Source organism: Aminobacter sp. P4_D5, assembly GCF_056401815.1.
The window spans coordinates 34,096-52,546 of record NZ_JBFUIP010000019.1 but is presented as its reverse complement, the minus strand read 5'-3'; the positions used below and the strand labels follow the sequence as shown (position 1 = coordinate 52,546).

The 18,451-nt window shown below is 61.6% G+C and carries 19 protein-coding genes and 1 pseudogene; 7 read left to right on the top strand and 13 right to left on the bottom strand.

Annotated features, from left to right (window positions below; all coding sequences use genetic code 11):
* On the top strand, positions 1 to 493 hold a 493-nt coding region (locus AC1DWF_RS06940), incomplete at its 5' end, for a hypothetical protein (protein ID WP_476841544.1).
* Positions 494 to 748: 255 nt separating this feature from the next.
* On the opposite strand, the pseudogene AC1DWF_RS06935 reads toward AC1DWF_RS06940, so the two are convergent.
* The 3 genes and pseudogenes from AC1DWF_RS06935 to AC1DWF_RS06925 all read right to left on the bottom strand — a co-directional run.
* Positions 749 to 826 (bottom strand): annotated as a pseudogene (locus tag AC1DWF_RS06935) (recombinase zinc ribbon domain-containing protein); the annotation flags it as partial.
* Between the two features lie 149 nt (positions 827 to 975).
* Positions 976 to 1,887: an alpha/beta hydrolase gene (locus AC1DWF_RS06930; protein ID WP_476789494.1), complete on the bottom strand. Its 912-nt coding sequence runs from the start codon at positions 1,885 to 1,887 to the stop codon at positions 976 to 978.
* 468 nt (positions 1,888 to 2,355) lie between these two features.
* Entirely contained in the window at positions 2,356 to 3,189 is an 834-nt protein-coding gene (locus tag AC1DWF_RS06925; protein ID WP_476789498.1) for an AraC family transcriptional regulator, read from the bottom strand.
* Positions 3,190 to 3,491: 302 nt separating this feature from the next.
* Between AC1DWF_RS06925 and AC1DWF_RS06920 the strand changes: the two genes are divergently transcribed.
* Positions 3,492 to 4,709 carry an ABC transporter substrate-binding protein gene (locus tag AC1DWF_RS06920; protein WP_476789493.1) on the top strand — a complete coding sequence of 406 codons (1,218 nt, stop codon included), beginning with the start codon at positions 3,492 to 3,494 and terminating at the stop codon, positions 4,707 to 4,709.
* A 424-nt stretch (positions 4,710 to 5,133) separates the two neighbouring features.
* On the top strand, positions 5,134 to 6,201 hold the full coding sequence (locus tag AC1DWF_RS06915) for a helix-turn-helix transcriptional regulator (protein ID WP_476789492.1): 1,068 nt from the start codon (positions 5,134 to 5,136) through the stop codon (positions 6,199 to 6,201).
* Positions 6,202 to 6,290: 89 nt separating this feature from the next.
* Here the strand turns inward: AC1DWF_RS06915 and AC1DWF_RS06910 are convergent, their stop codons facing one another.
* From AC1DWF_RS06910 to AC1DWF_RS06865, 10 genes are all read right to left on the bottom strand, one after another.
* Entirely contained in the window at positions 6,291 to 7,385 is a 1,095-nt protein-coding gene (locus AC1DWF_RS06910) for an oxidoreductase (RefSeq protein ID WP_476789497.1), read from the bottom strand.
* 4 nt (positions 7,386 to 7,389) lie between these two features.
* A complete protein-coding gene (locus AC1DWF_RS06905; protein ID WP_476786486.1) occupies positions 7,390 to 8,025 on the bottom strand; it encodes a nuclear transport factor 2 family protein in 636 nt (211 codons plus the stop codon).
* Between the two features lie 34 nt (positions 8,026 to 8,059).
* Entirely contained in the window at positions 8,060 to 8,518 is a 459-nt protein-coding gene (locus AC1DWF_RS06900) for a MaoC family dehydratase (RefSeq protein WP_476789491.1), read from the bottom strand.
* A gap of 2 nt (positions 8,519 to 8,520) precedes the next feature.
* Positions 8,521 to 9,321, bottom strand: a complete 801-nt coding sequence (locus AC1DWF_RS06895; RefSeq protein ID WP_476782322.1) for an SDR family oxidoreductase — start codon at positions 9,319 to 9,321, stop codon at positions 8,521 to 8,523.
* Positions 9,322 to 9,344: 23 nt separating this feature from the next.
* The gene (locus tag AC1DWF_RS06890; protein WP_476782321.1) at positions 9,345 to 10,103 is read right to left on the bottom strand and encodes an enoyl-CoA hydratase family protein; all 759 of its coding nucleotides are present in this window, start codon (positions 10,101 to 10,103) and stop codon (positions 9,345 to 9,347) included.
* 14 nt (positions 10,104 to 10,117) lie between these two features.
* Entirely contained in the window at positions 10,118 to 11,185 is a 1,068-nt protein-coding gene (locus AC1DWF_RS06885) for an NAD(P)H-dependent flavin oxidoreductase (RefSeq protein WP_476782320.1), read from the bottom strand.
* Between the two features lie 127 nt (positions 11,186 to 11,312).
* A complete protein-coding gene (locus AC1DWF_RS06880; RefSeq protein ID WP_476782319.1) occupies positions 11,313 to 12,080 on the bottom strand; it encodes an SDR family NAD(P)-dependent oxidoreductase in 768 nt (255 codons plus the stop codon).
* Between the two features lie 41 nt (positions 12,081 to 12,121).
* Positions 12,122 to 12,658, bottom strand: a complete 537-nt coding sequence (locus AC1DWF_RS06875; RefSeq protein ID WP_476782318.1) for a nuclear transport factor 2 family protein — start codon at positions 12,656 to 12,658, stop codon at positions 12,122 to 12,124.
* Between the two features lie 49 nt (positions 12,659 to 12,707).
* Positions 12,708 to 13,883, bottom strand: a complete 1,176-nt coding sequence (locus AC1DWF_RS06870; protein ID WP_476782317.1) for an acyl-CoA dehydrogenase family protein — start codon at positions 13,881 to 13,883, stop codon at positions 12,708 to 12,710.
* Complete coding sequence (locus AC1DWF_RS06865; RefSeq protein WP_476782316.1) at positions 13,880 to 15,022, bottom strand: acyl-CoA dehydrogenase family protein; 1,143 nt, start codon at positions 15,020 to 15,022, stop codon at positions 13,880 to 13,882. The genes AC1DWF_RS06870 and AC1DWF_RS06865 overlap by 4 nt, the downstream gene beginning before the upstream one ends.
* A 190-nt stretch (positions 15,023 to 15,212) precedes the next feature.
* Here AC1DWF_RS06865 and AC1DWF_RS06860 point away from each other — a divergent pair, with 190 nt between their 5' ends.
* The 4 genes from AC1DWF_RS06860 (at position 15,213) to AC1DWF_RS06845 (ending at position 18,379) form a co-directional block, all read left to right on the top strand.
* Positions 15,213 to 15,983 carry an SDR family NAD(P)-dependent oxidoreductase gene (locus tag AC1DWF_RS06860; protein ID WP_476782315.1) on the top strand — a complete coding sequence of 257 codons (771 nt, stop codon included), beginning with the start codon at positions 15,213 to 15,215 and terminating at the stop codon, positions 15,981 to 15,983.
* A 36-nt stretch (positions 15,984 to 16,019) separates the two neighbouring features.
* Positions 16,020 to 16,508, top strand: coding sequence for a nuclear transport factor 2 family protein (locus AC1DWF_RS06855; RefSeq protein ID WP_476782314.1), 489 nt, complete (start codon positions 16,020 to 16,022; stop codon positions 16,506 to 16,508).
* 102 nt (positions 16,509 to 16,610) lie between these two features.
* On the top strand, positions 16,611 to 17,489 hold the full coding sequence (locus AC1DWF_RS06850) for an SDR family NAD(P)-dependent oxidoreductase (protein WP_476788968.1): 879 nt from the start codon (positions 16,611 to 16,613) through the stop codon (positions 17,487 to 17,489).
* Positions 17,486 to 18,379, top strand: a complete 894-nt coding sequence (locus tag AC1DWF_RS06845; RefSeq protein WP_476782312.1) for an SDR family NAD(P)-dependent oxidoreductase — start codon at positions 17,486 to 17,488, stop codon at positions 18,377 to 18,379. The genes AC1DWF_RS06850 and AC1DWF_RS06845 overlap by 4 nt, the downstream gene beginning before the upstream one ends.
* The last annotated feature ends 72 nt before the right edge of the window (positions 18,380 to 18,451 follow it).

Genomic DNA, 18,451 nt, shown 5'->3' with positions numbered 1-18,451 from the left:
TTGCCGCTGCCGCGCCAGCTCATTCCCATTCAGGGTCCGTTTGTTGAGCTTAGATCCCTGTTATTTCGCCAGGGAATTTGTCTACGAACCCGTTGAATTCACTGGCGCATTCCGCCAGCAGGCGAACGAGATTTCGCTGTTGGTGGACAAAACTCCCTGTTTCTCGCCCAAAACAGGGAAGCCAAAGGAGAGACCAGTTCGCACCAGACTGCGAGCACCGCCATCTGCGTACATATCTGCGAACTTCTGGCATAGCCGGACCGCCAGAGGTATCGGAGGAGCTCTCCACAGCTCTTCGAAGGTCATCGATATGACCTTCGATCCGAACATCACCCACACCAACCTCGATGCGCTCAATGATGGTGGAGAGATAAATCTTTGTTCGAGCTGGACTCTCCTTCTCAAGAAGCTCGAGCATGAGGGTGCGGAAATAAGCGATGTCCGCATCGTTGACTTCGCCGTGTCCGCCAAGTGCCGACATTGCATCCTGTAGCCGAGCACGAGCCATCCCGATTTCATCGGCGGCACGCTGCAAGTTGCGCTGAAAAAGCGGATCACCCTCCAGTGACGGAGCGAGACGTATACTTGCCCACAATCCCTCCATGGCAGTCTCTGCCGCGACCACTCTCGATCGAAGGATGGGTAAATCCTGTGTGGCCGAAAGAGCCCTAATCCGCTCACGGCGCTGTAGGCCTAAAATCAAATCCCTCAAATGACCGTGATCGAGAACTCTTGTCCGAACCGCCGTCAAAACAGCTTGATCGAGCTGTTTCTCGGGGATGCTCGGACCGCTACAGACAAACTTGCCGCGATTGGCACTACTGCAGTGATAGTATCGGCAAGTAAGGGGTCGGGCGGATCATCCGCCCCAACTGTCTGGGGAGGCGACACAGCCGCCTCCCCTCGCAAGGTGTCGCCCGCGCACATGGAAAAGCGGGTGGCCAAGCGTTCTCCGAGCTGCGTGCCTGTGAACAATCAAGCAAGCGCAAGCTTGGGGCGGACCCAATCAGCCAAACGCCGGATAGCCGCATCTGCCTGCGGGGCAACACCTGCGAGGAAATGATAGACATGCTGCATGCCTGGCTCGATCTCGAACATTACCTCGATTCCTTCGCTGCGCGCCTTGTCGGCGAGCTTGCGGCTGTCATCGAGCAGCGTCTCGTCGCCGCCGACCTGTATATACATGGGCGGCAGGCCGCGGAGGTCGGCCATTAGCGGATTTGCCAACGGATCGTTCCGGTTGCCGTCCTCGCCCAGGAAAGTGGTGGCCATCCCCAAAACAATTTCCCGCTGCACCAGGGCATCCTTGTCGCTATTGGAGTGATACGTCTCGCCTGTCGCCTCCATATCGAGCCAGGGCGACAGGGGTATCACCGACGATGGCATTGGAAGGCCGCGTTCCCGCGCTCGCAACAACGTTGCAAGGGCGAGCCCACCACCGCCCGAGTCGCCGGTCAGGGCAACGTGCTGGGGCCGGATGCCCTGATCCAGCAGCCACTGATAGGCGTTTGTCGTATCTTCAACAGGTGCAGGATGCGGATGTTCGGGAGCACAGCGATAGTTCAGGATCAGGGCGCGACAACCAAACGCCTTGGCGAAGTGCCCGTACATCTTGCGATGCGAATACATAGAACCACAGACATATCCGCCACCATGCGTGCATAGCAGGACCCTGTCCTGGCTAGCTCCCTTCGGTACCGCCCAGAGCCCCTGGACGCCGCCGGCATCGCCTTCGATGTAGTCCACCCCGCCGGGCTCAGCAGTCACGTCAGCCCAGTGCTCGAACATGCGTCGCAATTCGTCCAGGGGCATGCTTGGATTGCTGGCCATGGAGCCTGACCAACTTTTGTATAGGGACTTGAGGGCATCTGGTTGTGCATTCGACATGGCGTATCCTCCGCGTTTGACTACAGCGCTGCATGATTGCTGCGTTCGACAAGTCAGAGCTTTGACGGCCCTACGAGGTCCGTCTCATCTCCATTGGGTACAGGTGGTGTGATCCGTGTCCGCGCCGTCGCCCCCCACAGCGACAATCCAATCCCCCCGTCCTGAAGGCGATCAAGAACGACCTGCCTTCATGACCGAATGCTGCAGTAGCGGAAGCGCTTGGTATTGAAGCAAATTGCTGTGGCCCGTGTTTTCGGTCGGGCCACGAGAGATGTTTTCAAGAATCTGAAGTACCGGCTGGGCAAACCATCGGCTCTCGGTTCGCGTGCACTATGAATCCGGGTGCACGCATCCACCGATGAGGCCGATCTTCCCCACCTTGAAGAAAGTTAAGCTCTGCCGATCAAGTATGCGCAGCGCTCGCATCAACGCGCTGGCCGGGTAAGTCATGTGGTTATCAAGGACGGCTTACGAAGCGACGGCCGCGCGATAAACCCCAGGCGTCACACCAACGCGAGCTTTGAAAACACGCGTCAGATGGGCCTGGTCTGAAAAGCCAGTTGCAACCGCCACCACGCTCAGTTTTTCTCCCGCCCTTAGCGATGCCTTTGCGCGTTCGATGCGACGATTGATGAGATAGGCATGCGGCGTCTGCCCGGTGGCGCGCTGAAAGACCCGGATCAGATGGAAGCGCGAAAGGCCAGCTTCCGCTGCGAGGTCCGCCAAAGAGATGTCTTCGGTGCATCGGTCGGCAATCATCACTTTGACGCGCTCGACGGGTCTCTGCTCTCGACCGATTGCTGCTGGGATGATCTCCGCGTGTCGAACGAGAAAGCGCGCGTAGATTTGTATCAGCCCCTCGTCCCCAGCCAAGGTATCCCGATCCAGCTCGATTGTGCGGTGCGCCATCGTGAACGCGGCCAAACCATTTGGATCCTGAATAATCGGCGCCTTGAAGAACGGTGTGCCTACCCGCGAATGGCCTGAGACCTCCATCGCGACTCGCTTCATCAAATGGACGCTGGGATATGATACGCGATAGTCAAATCCGGCTTCGCATCCAGGCGCACAATCGTGAACCTCGCCTGGGTTGTACAGGGTCAGATCGCCCGCACCGGCAAGCCTTTGGCTGCCGCGGACGAACTGTGTCCCGTATCCCCCATTGATGCCGCCGATCACGAACGTCTCGTGGGCGTGCGGAGCTTGCCGCTGAGACGAAACGCTGGCTGTGACGAACTCAGGCTGGTCGAAACTCTTGCCCACAAAAAAATGCGAGCGGTCTATTCTTGCAAGGGCCCGCATTTCAGCGGCATGGGGACGTGTCCGATCAGCCTTCATAACTGAGTATTGTAGCTGCCAGAATGGGCTGTATTGAAGAAAATTGCTGTCACCTGGGTCTCACCTCATGCTTATACCTCGGGGCCACAGCGCACTGGCCTAGAGGCAATTTTGAGCCGCCACCTCCAACAGGCACTACTGCGCCAGTAGCGGCAGATGAACCACCAAAATTTCATTTCTCTGCGACCCTCCATCGTCCGACCAGACGATGCCGCCGACAGTTGGACGTGACTGGCTGGCGATTGAAGTAAGCGGAGGAGATACGCATGAACTTCCAATGGAATAAATCCATCACGCGACACAGCGCCATCGGAATGGTTTCGATGGCCGCATTGGCGCTTTCGGCCGGCATTTCGCACGCCCAAGAGACCGTCAAGGTCGGCGGCATCATGTCACTTACCGGTGGCGGCGCCTCCATCGGCAAGACCGCCGAAATCGGCTGGAAGCTCGCCATCGAAGACATCAATGCTGCCGGCGGCATCCTGGGCAAGAAAGCGGAGCTTGTTCTTGGCGACACGATGACCGATCCGACCCACGCCGTCAGCGAAGTCCGTCGCCTGATCGAAAACGAGAAGGTCCAGGCTCTGGTCGGCCCGGCTACCAGCCAGGAAACCATTCCCGTGGTTCCAGTTGCGACCGAAAAGAATATTGCCCAGGTCTCGTCAGCTGCTTCTACGCAACTGACGCCCGAAGTCGGTCCGTTCCACTTCTCTGGTTCGGCCACTGGCGTCAACCAGATGAAGCCGAACATCGACTACGCCCTCGACAAGCTCAAGCTGACCAAGCTCGCGCTGATCTCGGACAATGGCGGCATGTCGAAGGCAGCGGTCACCGAGATCGTCGATTATCTCAAGTCGCGCGGCATCGAGCCGACGGCGGTGCAGGAATTCGCGTTCCGCACTGAAGACATGACCCCACAGCTGTTCCAGATGCGCAGCTCGGGCGCCGAAGCGATCCTGCTAATCAACTCGATAGGCGATGACTCGCGCAAACTGCTCGAAAACCGGGCAGATATCGGCTGGGACGTTCCTGTACTCGCCAACCAGACCATGACCAACTACGCCGTCGGCAATGTCGGCGTGATCGGCGAGGAAGCCTTCGCGAATGTCTACAGCACTCAGTTCGTCGGCATGACCTACTGCCCAAGCGATCCTGTCGGCGAGTCGTCCTTCGCCAAATTCGCCAAGCGCGCCAAGGAAACTGTTCCCGAGCTCGACCGTATGGGCGGGGCGCCCGCATTGACGCCCTACTACCTCCAGCCCATCGTGCTCGCGGCGGCGATCAATGGTTCGGGCAAGACCGACGGTCCGTCGATCACGGCCTGGCTGCAGGAGAACGCCGCGAAGGTCGACCTGCTGATCGGGCCGATCCAGGCGAGCAAGACGAGCCACTTCCTGCCGGCTCCCGAGGCGATCAAGGTCGTCAAGAACGCCTACAAGCCGCGGGAGGACGGTCTCGTCGAACGAGCCGACTGCGGCGCATAAATCTGCCAGATATTTCTGGCCGAACATTCAGATTGGCGGGCCGGGTCGCAAGATCCGGCTCGTTTCGTTTGCGCGGGTCGAGGCGACAGCGTTTATCCACTGCTGACATGGTGTCGAAAATTTCACGTCACTCATTTCGCGTTTGACGCTGTGTCGATTTAATGACAATGTGTCGATACAAGCCATTCGCATTCGGGAGGAGCGCGATGACCAGTTCGAGCAAAGTGTCTCTCACAGCTGCGTCGTCATTCGTCCGGCACCGCGCCCGACGAGGTTTCCTCCCGCCTTCCTGATACGCCGACGCCCGCGATCATCGCGAGCTTTTAAGTCGAAAATTCTGCTGACTTTGACGACCTGGGTGGCGCCATCGCCGTTCGGGATCGACGCCGCACATGCCCGTGCGATAGAATACCGGGGAGTTCCAATGACCTTTCATTCCAGATCGATCGTCGAATTCGGACTGTTCCTGAACCGCGTCTCCGACAGCGTATTCAATGGTGCGCCGCTCAGGAACTCGCTGGAGCTGATCCGCGAACAGTTCGACGCCTATGCGGCCGTTGTCGTCATCGAGGATCGGGCACGTACCGGCGAGACCTACTATGTCTTCACCGAGATCGACGAGAACATGATCGATGCATCAGGCACCGCTCTCGGGCGCCCCGCTCAGTTGGCCTACCTCACCGAGCGCTGCCAGCCGATGTCGGCGACGCTGCTCACGTCCGACGAGTCCGCCCGCTACACCTTGTGGCTCTTCCGCGACCGCGCCGGACCCAAGTTCGACGATGATGCGGCCTCTGTCTGCGAAATCCTGGTGTCCCAGCTATCCCGCGGCATTGAAATGTCGTGGCGCATGGGCGCTACCGAGGTCGAGCGCACGCTCTACTCCGACGTCATGGACAAGCTCTATGTCGGCGTAGTCATCCTGGACCATTCCGGCAAGATCATCCGCGCCTCCGATGCGGCCACTCGCTTCCTCGAAACGCGCGACGGCTTGCAGATCCAGGGCAACCGCTTGCGCGCGACTTTGGCCAAGGAAGACCGAGATTTCCAAAACGCCATCAAGGCAGCAACGCAGGGGGCTGCCGGTGGCGAAGCGACTGTTTCGCGCGGTCTGTCGCTGACCAAACAGTCCGGTTCGCGCAATCTCGGCGTCATCGTCCGGCCGATCCGCATCAGCAACGGCAACGCAGCCGCCGCGAATTCCGCAGTCGCCGTCTATATCCGTGACCCCGAGACCAATCCCGAGGTCGAGGGCGAACTCGTGCGCCAGCTCTTCGACCTCACGCCAGCCGAGGCAGCGGTGGCCCGTCGCCTGACAGCCGGCCTGTCGCTCGAAGATGCAGCAACCTCGCTCGACATCAGCCGCAACACGGCGCGCGCGCATCTGCGCTCGATCTTTTCCAAAAGTGGCATCACCCGCCAGACCGAACTGGTCCGCCTGGTGTTGAACAGCGCCGTCATACTCGGCCAAGGTCCGCGCCAGGCTGCGTAAGCGGGCTGGCCCGTCTCCTCGGAATTCAACAGACCAACAAGAAAAAGCGCCGGCGGACGATGTCCCCGGCGCTTTTTCGTCCTTGTTGCTCAGAACAGCGTCTTAAGCTGCTCCTTGGAATAGCCGATGCCTTCATGCGCGCGGCACCGCTTGACCTTGAGCACCCAGCCCGGATCGGCAAGCAACGCCCGGCCGACGGCAAGAATGTCGAACTCGTCGCGTGCCAGCGCCTTTTCGATCGCGTCCAGCGACGCGGGTTCCGCAGCATTCAAGCCTGGGCGGTCAAGCCCGACACCGCCGACCGCGATCACTGGCAGGCCGGTCAGCTTTTTCGTCCAGCCGGCAAGTGTCAGATCGCCCTCAGCTGCAAAACCTGGTTCCCACACACGGCGCGTCGAGCAATGCAGGATGCTGACACCGGCATCGGCCAGCGGTTCCAAAACGTCAGCCAACTCCGCCGGCGTTTCACCGAGAACGGCCTTGTAGTCCTGCTGTTTCCACTGCGAATAGCGAAACGAAATCGGGAAATCGGAGCCAACGCGTGCGCGCATCGCTTCGATCAGCTCGACGGCAAAGCGCGTACGCTCGCGACGGTCGCCGCCATAGCGATCGGCCCGCCTGTTGGTCGTCGCCCAGAAGAACTCGTCGATCAGATAGCCATGCGCGCCATGGATCTCGACGCCGTCGAAGCCCAGTTTCTGCGCCGCCTCGGCTGCGTCCGCATAAGCCTCGATGACCTCGATGATGGCCTTTTCCGTCATCGCCTTTGTCGGTTCCGGATGACCGGTGAAGGCGTTGAGGTTTTCCGATGGCCCGGCGCCTGGAATGCCGGGGTGCGGCGCCATGGCCGAATTGCGGAAGCTGCCGGTGTGCCAAAGCTGGGGCATGATCTTGCCGCCTGCCGCATGCACCGCCGCGAGCACCTTCACCCAGCCGGCTAGAGCCGCCTCACCGACGAAATAAGGTACGCCCTCATAGCTTGGTGCTGTCGGGTGGCCGATATAGGTGGCCTCGGTGATGATCAGGCCAACCTGGTTCAGCGCGCGTCGCGCATAGTAGCTCGCCACCTTTTCATGGGGCACACCGTCGGCGCAGAAATAGCGCGACATCGGCGCCATGGCGATACGGTTTGCCAGATCCAGCTGACCGACCTTGATCGACTGAAAGAGCCTATCGGCGATCATATTATCAGCGTACGCGGTTTCCACGGACTTCATTGCCTTTGCGCATGGTTTCGATGAAAGCCTCGAGCGGCGCCGGCTCCGGCAGCGCTTCGTCGGGACCGGAACGCGTCCAGAATTCCTTCCAGGACGGGAACAGGTCGTGGAAGGAACCCTCATAGGGTTCGCGGCCGGGCCAGCGCATCTTGCGCGAACCGATCGGCGGCTTGTTGAGGTCGGTGGCGTACCAGTAGAGAGGTTGACGGCGGCGGAAGCACCAGCGGCCGTCGATGCGCTCGTAGCGGTCGTAATACATCATTTGCATGATGACCCATTCGGCGCCGCATTCGTGCTCGTTCTTGGAGTAGACAACGCCCACCGCATTGTCGGCGTCGACGAACTCGATGATCGTCGAGCCGACATGGTGCGAGGTGCCGTCGAACTGCTTACGCATGGTCTCGTCGAGCCAGTCGCGCAGGGCGGTCCTGCCCGACTTGCCACCCCCGACCTTGACGTCGGGTGCAAACAGCGACGCCATGGCACTCATGTCGCGCATGTCGAGCGCCAGCGAATATTTGGAAATCAGCTGGCGGATTTCGTCGCGCGACTCAAGCCGGTCCAGTCGCGCCAGGATCTCGGCCAGCGCCTCGCTCGTTGTGTCCATTGTCGTCTCCGATGCCTGAACGGCGCCAAGCGCCTCAGAAATAGTACCGCCCGACCATGTCGGCGACACAGGCCGGCTTGGCCGAACCCTCGATCTCGATGGTCACCCGCACAGTCGTCTGCACGGCATTGCCAGCCAGCAGCTCGGCATCGACCAATTCGCCAACCGCCCTCACCTTCGACCCGACCGGCACCGGTGCTGGAAAGCGCATCCGGTCACAGCCATAGTTGATGCCCATCTTCATACCTTCCGCCTGGAATAGCTCCGGCAGGAAACCGTTGATCAGCGAAAACGTCAGGCAGCCATGCGCAACAGTGGTGCCGAACGGGCCGCCCTTGGCGCGCACCGGATCGACGTGGATCCACTGGTGATCACCGGTCGCCTCGGCAAAAGTGTCGATGCGCTTTTGGTCGATCGTCAGCCAATCGCTTGAACCGAGGTTCTGGCCAATTGCCGCCACCGCCTCTTCAGGCGAAGAGAAGACGAGCCCCATCGTCACGACCTTTGGCTGGAGACGGAGACGATCTCGCCGACCATGTAGCCGGCGTAGTCGCTGGCAAGGAACATCATGACGTTGGCGATCTCCCAGACTTCCGCGGCGCGGCCGAAGGCTTCCTGGCTCGCCAGGGCGTCGAGCTGCTCCTGCGGCGCCGAGCGCTTGAGGAAGTCATGCATGGCAATCGACGGCGACACCGCGTTGATGCGGATGCCGTATTCTGCGGCTTCGACCGCCGAGCAGCGGGTGAACGCCATCACTCCGGCTTTCGCCGCTGCGTAGTGCGACTGGCCCTTCTGGGCGCGCCAGCCAAGCACCGAGGCGTTGTTGACGATGGCGCCCTTGCCGCGCGGCTGCATCTTCTTCAGCGCCGCGCGGGTCATGCGCATGGTTCCCGTCAGCGTCACGTCCAGAACCAGGTTCCACTCCTGGTCGGTCATCTCGACAACGGGCTTCAGGCCACCAAGACCGGCATTGTTGATCAGCACGTCAATGCCGCCGAACTTTTCTTCGGCAGCGTCGACCAGCGTCTGGACCTGTACCTCGTCGGTGACGTTGCAGAGCTGGCTGTAGATCTCGACGGTCGACGAAAACTCGCGCAGCTTCTCGGCAGCTTCAGCCAGGCGGCGGTCATGGACATCCGAGATCATGATCGCGCGGCAGCCTTCCTCGATCGCCTTGCGGGCGGCGGCAAAGCCGATGCCGACGCCGGCGGCGGCGGTGATGAGCACCGAACGGCCCTTGAGCAGGCCATGGCCTTCGACATAAGGCGGAACGGGGATGATTTTGGTGGCGGTCATTGATCGAACGTCCTGCTGTCTAATTATTTCTTGAAGTCGGAGTCGCGCTTGCCGACGAAGGCATCACGGGCTTCCTGCGATTCCTGGGTCAAGTAGGCTTGGGCCGTGAACCCTTGCTCCCAGCGATACTTCTTCTCGAGATCGCCGTCCTCGATGCCGTTCAGCGCCTCCTTGGCGAGCCGGATCATGATCGCGCTCTTGGCGGCGATGGTCTTTGCCAATTCCATCGCGGCAGCGCGCAGCTCCTCACGCGGAACGATCTTTTCGACAGCCCCCAGGCGGTAGGCCTCGGCCGCATCGATCGGCTCGCCGGTGAAGTACATCTGGCGAACCTTCTGGACCGGAAACAGGCGCTGCAGGTGCGCGCCAGCGCCCAGAGCGCCACGGTCGACTTCCGGCACGCCGAAGGTCGCGTCGGGCGAGCAGATGATAATGTCAGCCGAGCCGCAGATGCCGATGCCGCCGCCGAGAATGTAGCCATGCGCCGCCACGATCACCGGCTTGAGGCCGCGATGCACGGAGCGGAAGGTCTCCCAGTTGCCAGCGTTCACCTCAGGGATGCGCTCGGGATGCTTCTGCAGTTCCTTGATGTCGACGCCAGCGCAAAAGCCCCGGCCCTCGGCGCGGATGACGATCACACGCACCTCAGGGTCGGCATTCAGGCCGTCGATGGCCTGCGAAAGCTTGCGCCAGCCGATGCTGTCGAGCGCATTGACCGGCGGGTTTTCGATCACCAGCTCGGCCATGCCTGCGTCGATCTTGGTCCAGAACTGATCGCTCATCGCGAGACTCTCCTTCACTTCGTGGCGACGAGCGCCGAAATTTCCCTAAGCCGCGCTTCGGCCTCGGCGACGATGCGTGTAATCAGCTCCTCGCAGCTTTCGAGCTTGTCGATCATCGCTGCCGCCTGGCCAGATGGCAGCAGGCCGGTTTCCGTGTTGCCTTCGACCACGCCGCGCTGCACCAGCGTCGGCAGGTTCGGTGCCATCACAGTCTGAGCAAAGCTGTTTTCGCCGCTCGACAGAACCTTGAGCCCAAGCTTGGCCATGGCGATCGGGCCGAGGCCAGCCTCCTTGCCCCACTGGCGGGCATATTTCATGCTCATCGCAAGCCTCGCTGGCAGGCCCATGCTTTCAAGGCGCCTGATCTCGGCATTCTCGATGAAGCGCTGCGGCATGCCGTCGACGGCGGTGGTCGTGCGGATCAGCGTCGGGTCCTTGGTGGCGAGGTAGCGGTCAAGCGCTGAGCGCGGGACCGGCGATTCCTTGGTCATCAAGAAACGCGTGCCCATGGCAATGCCAGCTGCGCCATATCCGAGAGCGGCCGCCAGGCCGCGACCGTCGAAGAAGCCGCCCGCGGCAACGACCGGCACCTTCACCGCGTCAAGCACCTGGGGCAACAGGATGGTAGTCGGCACGGCACCCGTATGTCCGCCGCCCTCGCCGCCCTGCACTGTGATGATGTCGGCACCAAGTTCGACAGCCTTGATCGCGTGCTTGACCGCGCCAACTGTCGGCATGCAGACAACTCCGGCGTCCTTCAGCCGCTTGATCGTTTTGGCATCGGGACCGCGACCGTAGCTGACGGCGCGAACCTTGTGCTTGATGACAGCCGCAATCACTTCCTCGGCGTTGGGCTGGAACATGTGAAAATTGACGCCGAAGGGACGGTCGGTCTTCGACTTGATGGCAAGGAGCTGGTTTTCGACATCGCCCGGCTCTGTGGTCGCACCGGCAAAGAAGCCGAAGCCGCCGGCATTGCAGGTGGCGGCAGTCAGATTGGCGTCGGCGACCCAGCCCATGGCCGTCTGCACAACCGGGAAGCGGCTCCCGAGGCGTTCGCACAGGACGGTATGCAGGCTCATGGTCATTCTCTCTTGCTGAATTCGGCGACCGCCCATTGCCCTATCGACATGGGGCGATCACGCTGTCTCGTTTCAAATGATGCGCCGCACAAAGCCGAACATCGTCTGAATGAACTAACGGCCATTTTCAGTAGAAGACGCGGCCGCCATTGACCATCAGCGTCTGGCCGGTAATGAAGCGCGCCTTGTCGCTGGACAGGAACACCACCGCGTTGGCGATGTCTTCAGGCTCGCTCAGTTCGCCCAGCGGGATCATGTTCTTGGCGCGCTCATAGGCGTCCTTGGGAATGCGCTGCATGGCGCGCGTGTTCGTCGGCCCAGGGCAAACGGCGTTGACGTTGACCTTGAACGGCCCGAGTTCGCGGGCGAGTGCACGGGTGAAGCCAAGCACACCAGCTTTGGCCGAAGCATAATCGACTGTGCCGATGTCACCATTCATCGCCGAGTCGGACGAGATGGACACAATCTTGCCCGAGCGGCGCTCGCGCATGTCTTCGACCACCTGACGGGTGCAGGTCAACGTGGTCATGAGCGATACCCCGACAACGAACTGCAGTGTTTCGGGCTTGGCTTGCCAGAATTCCGAGTAATTCTCCCGCGCGGTCTGCCCGATGTTGTTGAGCAGGATATCGACAGGCCCCAGTTCACGCTTGATGCGGGCAAAGCTGTCGACGACAACCTGCTGATCCGTCAGGTCGCCGACCAGCGGCAGCGCGCGTACGTCAAACGCCCGCACCAATTCGGCGGTCTCGGCAAGAGCATCGGCCTCGCGGTCGAGAATGGCAACGTCAGCGCCTTCCTGGGCATAGGCGATGGCCGCGGCGCGGCCGATGCCGTTGCCTGCCCCTGTCACCACGGCAATCTTGCCTGCGAATTGTCTCGTCTGTGCAGTCATGTTTCCTCCGCGCGGAACGCCCGCTATTGCACTTTTCTGGATCAGCCACCGAAGCGGCCGAACAATTTCAGGACCTCGTAAGACAAATCATCGGGTCCTGGCCGCCCGAGCGGGCTGCCGGCGGCGAAATCGCGATAGGCATCGGCATCGACGCTGCGCTTGGTCGACCAGTCGAGCGTGATCGAACGGCCCGTGAAGCGCCATTCACCCTCGTCGCGCCGGTAGCGGTCGAGGCTGCGGCTGCCGGTGATCACTTCATGGGCATCGGCGCCGTGCGTGCGATGATAGTTGATCTTGTATATCTCGCCTTCGGCACGTTCGCCGTCGATTTCGAAGCTGGCGTTGACCACGTAATGCGCAGTCGCGGCATAGTTCGACAGCGCTTTTTCGACAAAGGCGACGTAGGCGTCCGGCCCGCCGACGAACATTTCGCCATGCACCTCGTGGGCATCGTCGTGGTAGAGGCTGCGCAGCAGCGCGAAATCACGCCGGTCGACCGCCCGCGAATAAGCCGTCACTAGTCGCCGCAGCGCGTCGCGCGCCGCAAGTTGGCTCAGGTCCACCTCCCGAATGCCCATACAGGTCCTCCCAAACCTCACCGCGCCAGGGGCGGCGCGAATGTATTCATCACAGCTTGCCGCGCGGCTCCTTGGGCATGCCAAGCCCTTGCTCGGCGATGATGTTGAGCTGGATCTCGTTGGTGCCGCCGTAGATCGTGTCGGCGCGGGCAAACAGGAACATCTGCTGCAGACGCTCACGGCGCGGATCGTTTGAAACGACGTTGGCGTCCATGCCCAGCACATCCATGGCAAGCTTGCCGAGGTCGCGGTGCCAGTTCGACCAGTGGTATTTGTAGGAAAGGGCCTCGCGACGCGTCTCCGCTGAGGGCTCGTCGCTCAACACGCGCATGGCAAGATAACGCATGGCACGCAGCCCGACCCAAGCGCGGGCAACACGCTGGCAAATGGCTGGCGAGCGGTCCGAACCGTTCTCCTTGGCGAGCTCGACGATCAGGTCGAGTTCCTGCTGGAAACCCATCTGCTGGCCAAGCGTGGAAATCCCTCGTTCGAAGCCAAGTAACGCCATGGCGATCTTCCAACCGTCGCCGGGCTTGCCCAAAACATGATCAGCCTTGGCGCGGGCGCCATCGAAGAACACCGAATTGAATTCGGAACCGCCGCCTATCTGCTTGATCGGATGGATTTCAACGCCCGGCTGGTCAAGCGGCATCAGCAAGAAGATCAACCCGTTGCGCCCGACCGATGCTTCATCGCTGCGCGCCACGACGAAGACCCAGTCCGACAGATGCGCAAGCGAGGTCCACACCTTCTGGCCAGAGACCAGCCAGTCACCGGTCTCGGCTTCCTGCCTGGCGCGGGTCTTGATGTTGCCGAAGTCGGATCCGGCACTCGGCTCGGAATAGCCTTGGCACCAGAATTCGGTACCGCTCAGGATACCGGGCAGGAAGCGCTGTTTTTGCTCCTCGGTTCCGAAGGCGATCAGCGTCGGCCCCATCAACCCTTCGCCGATATGGCCCATGCGGCCCGGTCCGCCGGCACGGCTGTATTCTTCCTGGAACACGACCTGCTCGGCGACCGAAAGTCCGCGTCCGCCGTGCTCAACTGGCCAGCCGGGACAGGTCCAGCGACCGGTTGCCAGTTCGCGCTCCCATTCCTTGCGCAGTTCAGGCAAGGCATCGCCCTCACCCGAGCCGCCGCGATGCTTGAGCTCCGCGAATTTGCCGACCAGATGTGTATCCATCCAACCGCGCACTTCGGTGCGGAAAGCGTCGAGATCGCTCATGAACGGCCTCCATCGCTGAATAGGGCTGCGGCAATGCGGTCGAGATGCGCCTCGCGCGAACCGAGCAGGCAAGCCGACGCCTGGGCGCGTTTGAAATAGAGATGCGGATCGTATTCCCAAGTGAAACCGACACCGCCATACAGCTGGATCGCTTCTTCGGCGGCGAGGTACTGCACGTCCGATGCCACGATGCGCGCACCAGCGATTTCGAGCGCGCTTTCGGCCACTTCGATATGACCGAGGGACGCGGCCGCGCCAAAAACCAGCGAACGCGCCTCGGCGATGTCGACGACCAGCTTTGCGCAGCGGTGCTTGATCGCCTGGAACGACGCGATGGTGCGGCCAAACTGCACGCGCTCGGAAATGTAAGCGAGCGTAATGTCGAGTGCGCCCTGTGCCGCCCCCACCTGTTCAGCGGCGAGGCCAAGATTGGCGAATGACAATGCCTGCCGGAACTCGGCTTCGATCACTCCGCCGCCATCGATGCGGCTTTCCGCCGACACTTCGAGCCCAGCCAGCTCAAGCGAGGCAATCGAGCGGGTAGCGTCCATCACTTTGAGCGGCGTGATTTTCTGGCCGGCCTCGCGCGCTAGGGCAAAGAGTGCGAGCTCGCCATCGTCAAGCCGGGCCGGGATCAACACTACGTCGGCAGCTGCGAGGTCGATCACCTGGTCGACCTTGCCATCGAGCCGGTAACCGCCGGCCGTTTTGGTGGCCTTGACCGCAACCATCGCCAGCGGATCGGCTGCGGAAGGTTCGGCAATGGCAACTGTCACGGCCATTTCGCCGACGGCGATGGCCCTTAGATATTTCGCCTTGGCTGCTTCGCTTCCCACCGACTGGAGAAGTGGTGCCGCCAGGCATACCGTCGACCAGAAGGGCACGCAGGCAAGTCGCGAACCGGTGAGTTCCATCAAGATTGCGACTTCGGTCGCGCCAAGGCCCAGTCCGCCGAATTCCTCAGGAATTGCCATCGCGCACCAGCCGAGTTCGCGCGAAATGATGTTCCATAGATTGGCATCATATGCGGCGCCGGTGTCGATGACACGCCGAATGGCTTCAGACGAAGACTGCTCGCGCAAGAAGCGTTCTGCCTCCTCGCGGATCATCTGCTGGTCGGATGTGAATTCAAGGATCATGCGGGTCCATCACGCGTGAGGTGTGGCTTCAAGCTATCGGGCTCGGCAATGAATGCGAAAGCGCTTCATGCCGGATGCCATTGGCAGACGCCAGCAGCATCGTCCGAATGTGGGATGCCCGTTCGCCTTGGCAGCCACTCTATGGAAGACCGATTAGCATTTGGCGGCCGCGACTTCAGTGGAGGAAAGAATGGGGCTCAAGCGTTTCGACAACAAGGTGGTGCTCGTCACCGGCGCCGCAACCGGCATCGGTCGTGCCACAGCCCTGCGCCTCGCTTCCGAAGGCGCGACGCTGATCCTCGCCGACCGCAATGTCGAAGGTGCGCAAAAAGTGTGCGCTGCCGCCACCGAACAGTACGCTACGCGCGCCAACGCGATTGCCTATGATGCAGCGGACACGGCCTCCGCTCGCCGCATGGTCGACGAAGCGCTCGCCCTGCATGGCCGACTCGACAGCCTCATCAACAATGCCGGCATCTATCGCCGCGATCATTTCGCCAAACAGACCGGCGAAGAGTGGTCGCAGGTCTTCGGCATCAACCTGGAAAGTGTCTTCCATGTCGTGCACCAGGCACTGCCGGCGCTGATCGCCTCGCGTGGCAATGTCGTCTCGACAGCTTCGACCGCCGGTCTCGACGGCATCGCTTATGCGGCTGCCTATGCCGCGTCCAAGGCCGGCATCATCGCCATGACAAAATCGCTGGCGACCGAATATGCACCCAAGGGCGTCCGCTTCAATGCCGTCTGCCCGGGCCGGGTGCGCACTGAAATCGGCACCGGCCTGTCGCCCATCGAGGACCAGGATCCGGCCATATCGGTCCGCCCCTCGAAGCTCCTGGGGAAGGTCGAGACCGGCGAACCCGAGGATATAGCGGGGGCCTTCGTATATCTCGCTTCCGACGACGCCTCGTATGTCTCGGGCGCGGTCATCGTGGTCGACGGTGCACAGACCGTCGGCTGAAGGCGAAGCGACTCGTTCAAATCATTGGAGGATCCCATGTCGGATACCGAAACGCGGCTCGCCACGCTCGAAGCGCGGATCAAGAGCCTGGAGGACCAGCTCGCCATCTATCAGTTGCTCGCGACATACGGCCCTTCGGTCGACAGCCGTACAGGCGATGTCACCGCCTCGCTCTGGGCGGAAAATGGCAGCTATGACTACGGTGCCGCTCCGCTGGAAGGCGCTGCCACCGTCGGTTCTCTGGTCAACATCGAGCCGCACGTCCACTATGTCGCTGACGGCTGCGCCCATGTCATCTCCATGCCGCATGTCTCGGTCGACGGCGACCGGGCGGTGGCTACCGGCTATTCACGTGTCTACCTCAACCAGGGCGACCATTGGCGTGTCGAGCGTGCCGGGGCCAACCGGTGGGAACTGGTTCGCAGCGCTGACGGGTGGCGAGTGCAGAACCGCGTCAACCGCTTGCTCAACGGCCAGCCGGAAGCCCGCGCTTTGCTGTCAGAAGGTATCAAGCCCAAGGGCTAACGCTCGCCTTGAGATCCGATCGGACGCAGGTGACGACATCGTCCAAATGTGGGATGCCCCTATCGTTCCCCGTCGCCATGCTCACCGCCGGGAGGACATGAAATGAAGGCACTTGAAGGCAAGGCGGTGGTCATCACCGGGGCCGGTTCTGGCCTTGGCGCTGCATATGCGCGCCACGCGGCCGGGCAAGGTGCAGCTGTGGTTGTCAACGACATCAGCGCCCAGGCCGCCCAGGCGACGGTCGACGCTATCACCGCTTCAGGCGGCAGGGCTGTCGCCCACGCAGGCGATGTTTCCTCCTGGAACTACGCCCAATCGCTGGTCGACGCCTGTATCGACGCGTTCGGCGCGATATCAGGCATCGTCAACAACGCCGGCATCCTGCGCATCGGCAAGATACTCGACCTGACCGAGGCGGATCTTCGCCGGATGATCGAGGTCAATCTGATCGGCACCGCCGCCTGCGCCAGCCACGCGGCGCGGCGCATGCTGGCTGCCGGCAAAGGCGGATCGATCGTCAACGTCGCATCCGGCTCGCAGGCCGGCGACATCGCGCTTGGCGGCTATGGCGCAACCAAGGGCGGCGTAGCCTCGCTGACCTATAGCTGGGCAATGGAACTGCGCGGCACAGGCGTCCGCGTCAACGCATTGTCGCCGCTGGCCGAGACGGCAATGGCCGCTCAAAACAAGGCGCTGATGGCCGAACAGGCTGCCAGCCGAGAGGTGCACTACGCCGCCCTGCCCGATCCAGAAATTAACGCACCGGTCGTCAGTTTCCTGCTCTCCGATGCCGCGGAAAAGATCAATGGCCAGGTGGTGCGCATCGCCGGGAAGCAGCTGTCATTCGTAACGCATCCCTTGATTGCCGACCCCGTTCTCGAAGGTGACTGGAACGATGTTGCTGTACATACCGCTTTCGCCGAAACCCTGGCCAACAACCAGCAGCCTCTCGGCCTCGGCTACGCGAGGAGCCCCCAATGAGCGCACAGGACACCGATAGGCCCGTCGCGGTGGTCACCGGCGCCAGCAGGGGCCTTGGCCGTGGCATCGCGATTGCGCTCGGCGAAGCCGGCTTCACCGTCTACTGCACCGGCCGCAGCGACAAGGCGGCCATCGGCTCCTGGGGCGGCACTGTCCGCGTGACCGCCGAGGAAATCGACAAGGTTGGGGGCAAGGGCATCGTCGCTATCTGCGATCACCTCGACGACAGCCAGACCGAGGCGTTGTTCAAGCGTGTCGATGCCGAACAAGGCCGCCTTGATCTTTTGGTGAACAATGCTTTCGCCATGCCCGACTGGGCCGTGCCGGATGGCAATTTTTGGGAAAGGCCGCTGACGCTTTGGCGTGACATGATCGATGTCGGGCTGCGCTCCAGCTATGCAGCAAGCCGTTTCGCCGCCCAGATCATGGTTCGCCAGCGCTCTGGGCTGATCGCCAACACGTCCGGCCCCGGTGGCAAGGTCTATCGCCACAGCCTGCCCTACGGAATAGGTAAGGCCGGCCAAGACAAGTTCGCGCACGACATGGCCCATGAGTTGCTGCCGTTCAACGTGGCTGCGATCTCGCTATGGCCGGGACTAATCGGCACTGAACGTACATTGGCGGGCATCGCCGCCGGAGGCGTGGTCGGCGACAATGCCGGCACCTTGCCGCATCTTGAAACGCCGTTCTTCATTGGCCGTGTTCTCGCAGCCGTCCATGCCGCAAGAGATGCCATGTCGCTCAGCGGCGGAACCTTCTATTCGACCGAACTTGCCGAGCGTTACGGCGTCATGGATGCCGATGGCCGTCGCCCTCTTTCGCGCCGGCCGATGTTCGGCTCTCCACTCTATCAGCCGGTTTGCGGCGAAGTCGGCGTGAGCACATCATGATCCTGGCTGGCTACGACAAGAACCCTGCATCATCGCAGGCTTACAGATGTGCGAACCGTATTATATTCGAAT

Coding starts and splice junctions, on each gene's coding strand:
- AC1DWF_RS06900 (WP_476789491.1), bottom strand. CDS start 8,518: ATGGGGCTCGTCTTCTCTTCGCCTGAAGAGGCGGTGGCGGCAATTGGC.
- AC1DWF_RS06865 (WP_476782316.1), bottom strand. CDS start 15,022: ATGATCCTTGAATTCACATCCGACCAGCAGATGATCCGCGAGGAGGCA.
- AC1DWF_RS06925 (WP_476789498.1), bottom strand. CDS start 3,189: ATGCGGGCCCTTGCAAGAATAGACCGCTCGCATTTTTTTGTGGGCAAG.
- AC1DWF_RS06845 (WP_476782312.1), top strand. CDS start 17,486: ATGAGCGCACAGGACACCGATAGGCCCGTCGCGGTGGTCACCGGCGCC.
- AC1DWF_RS06850 (WP_476788968.1), top strand. CDS start 16,611: ATGAAGGCACTTGAAGGCAAGGCGGTGGTCATCACCGGGGCCGGTTCT.
- AC1DWF_RS06905 (WP_476786486.1), bottom strand. CDS start 8,025: ATGGACACAACGAGCGAGGCGCTGGCCGAGATCCTGGCGCGACTGGAC.
- AC1DWF_RS06910 (WP_476789497.1), bottom strand. CDS start 7,385: ATGATCGCCGATAGGCTCTTTCAGTCGATCAAGGTCGGTCAGCTGGAT.
- AC1DWF_RS06930 (WP_476789494.1), bottom strand. CDS start 1,887: ATGTCGAATGCACAACCAGATGCCCTCAAGTCCCTATACAAAAGTTGG.
- AC1DWF_RS06915 (WP_476789492.1), top strand. CDS start 5,134: ATGACCTTTCATTCCAGATCGATCGTCGAATTCGGACTGTTCCTGAAC.
- AC1DWF_RS06860 (WP_476782315.1), top strand. CDS start 15,213: ATGGGGCTCAAGCGTTTCGACAACAAGGTGGTGCTCGTCACCGGCGCC.
- AC1DWF_RS06890 (WP_476782321.1), bottom strand. CDS start 10,103: ATGAGCGATCAGTTCTGGACCAAGATCGACGCAGGCATGGCCGAGCTG.
- AC1DWF_RS06920 (WP_476789493.1), top strand. CDS start 3,492: ATGAACTTCCAATGGAATAAATCCATCACGCGACACAGCGCCATCGGA.
- AC1DWF_RS06855 (WP_476782314.1), top strand. CDS start 16,020: ATGTCGGATACCGAAACGCGGCTCGCCACGCTCGAAGCGCGGATCAAG.
- AC1DWF_RS06875 (WP_476782318.1), bottom strand. CDS start 12,658: ATGGGCATTCGGGAGGTGGACCTGAGCCAACTTGCGGCGCGCGACGCG.
- AC1DWF_RS06885 (WP_476782320.1), bottom strand. CDS start 11,185: ATGAGCCTGCATACCGTCCTGTGCGAACGCCTCGGGAGCCGCTTCCCG.
- AC1DWF_RS06880 (WP_476782319.1), bottom strand. CDS start 12,080: ATGACTGCACAGACGAGACAATTCGCAGGCAAGATTGCCGTGGTGACA.
- AC1DWF_RS06870 (WP_476782317.1), bottom strand. CDS start 13,883: ATGAGCGATCTCGACGCTTTCCGCACCGAAGTGCGCGGTTGGATGGAT.
- AC1DWF_RS06895 (WP_476782322.1), bottom strand. CDS start 9,321: ATGACCGCCACCAAAATCATCCCCGTTCCGCCTTATGTCGAAGGCCAT.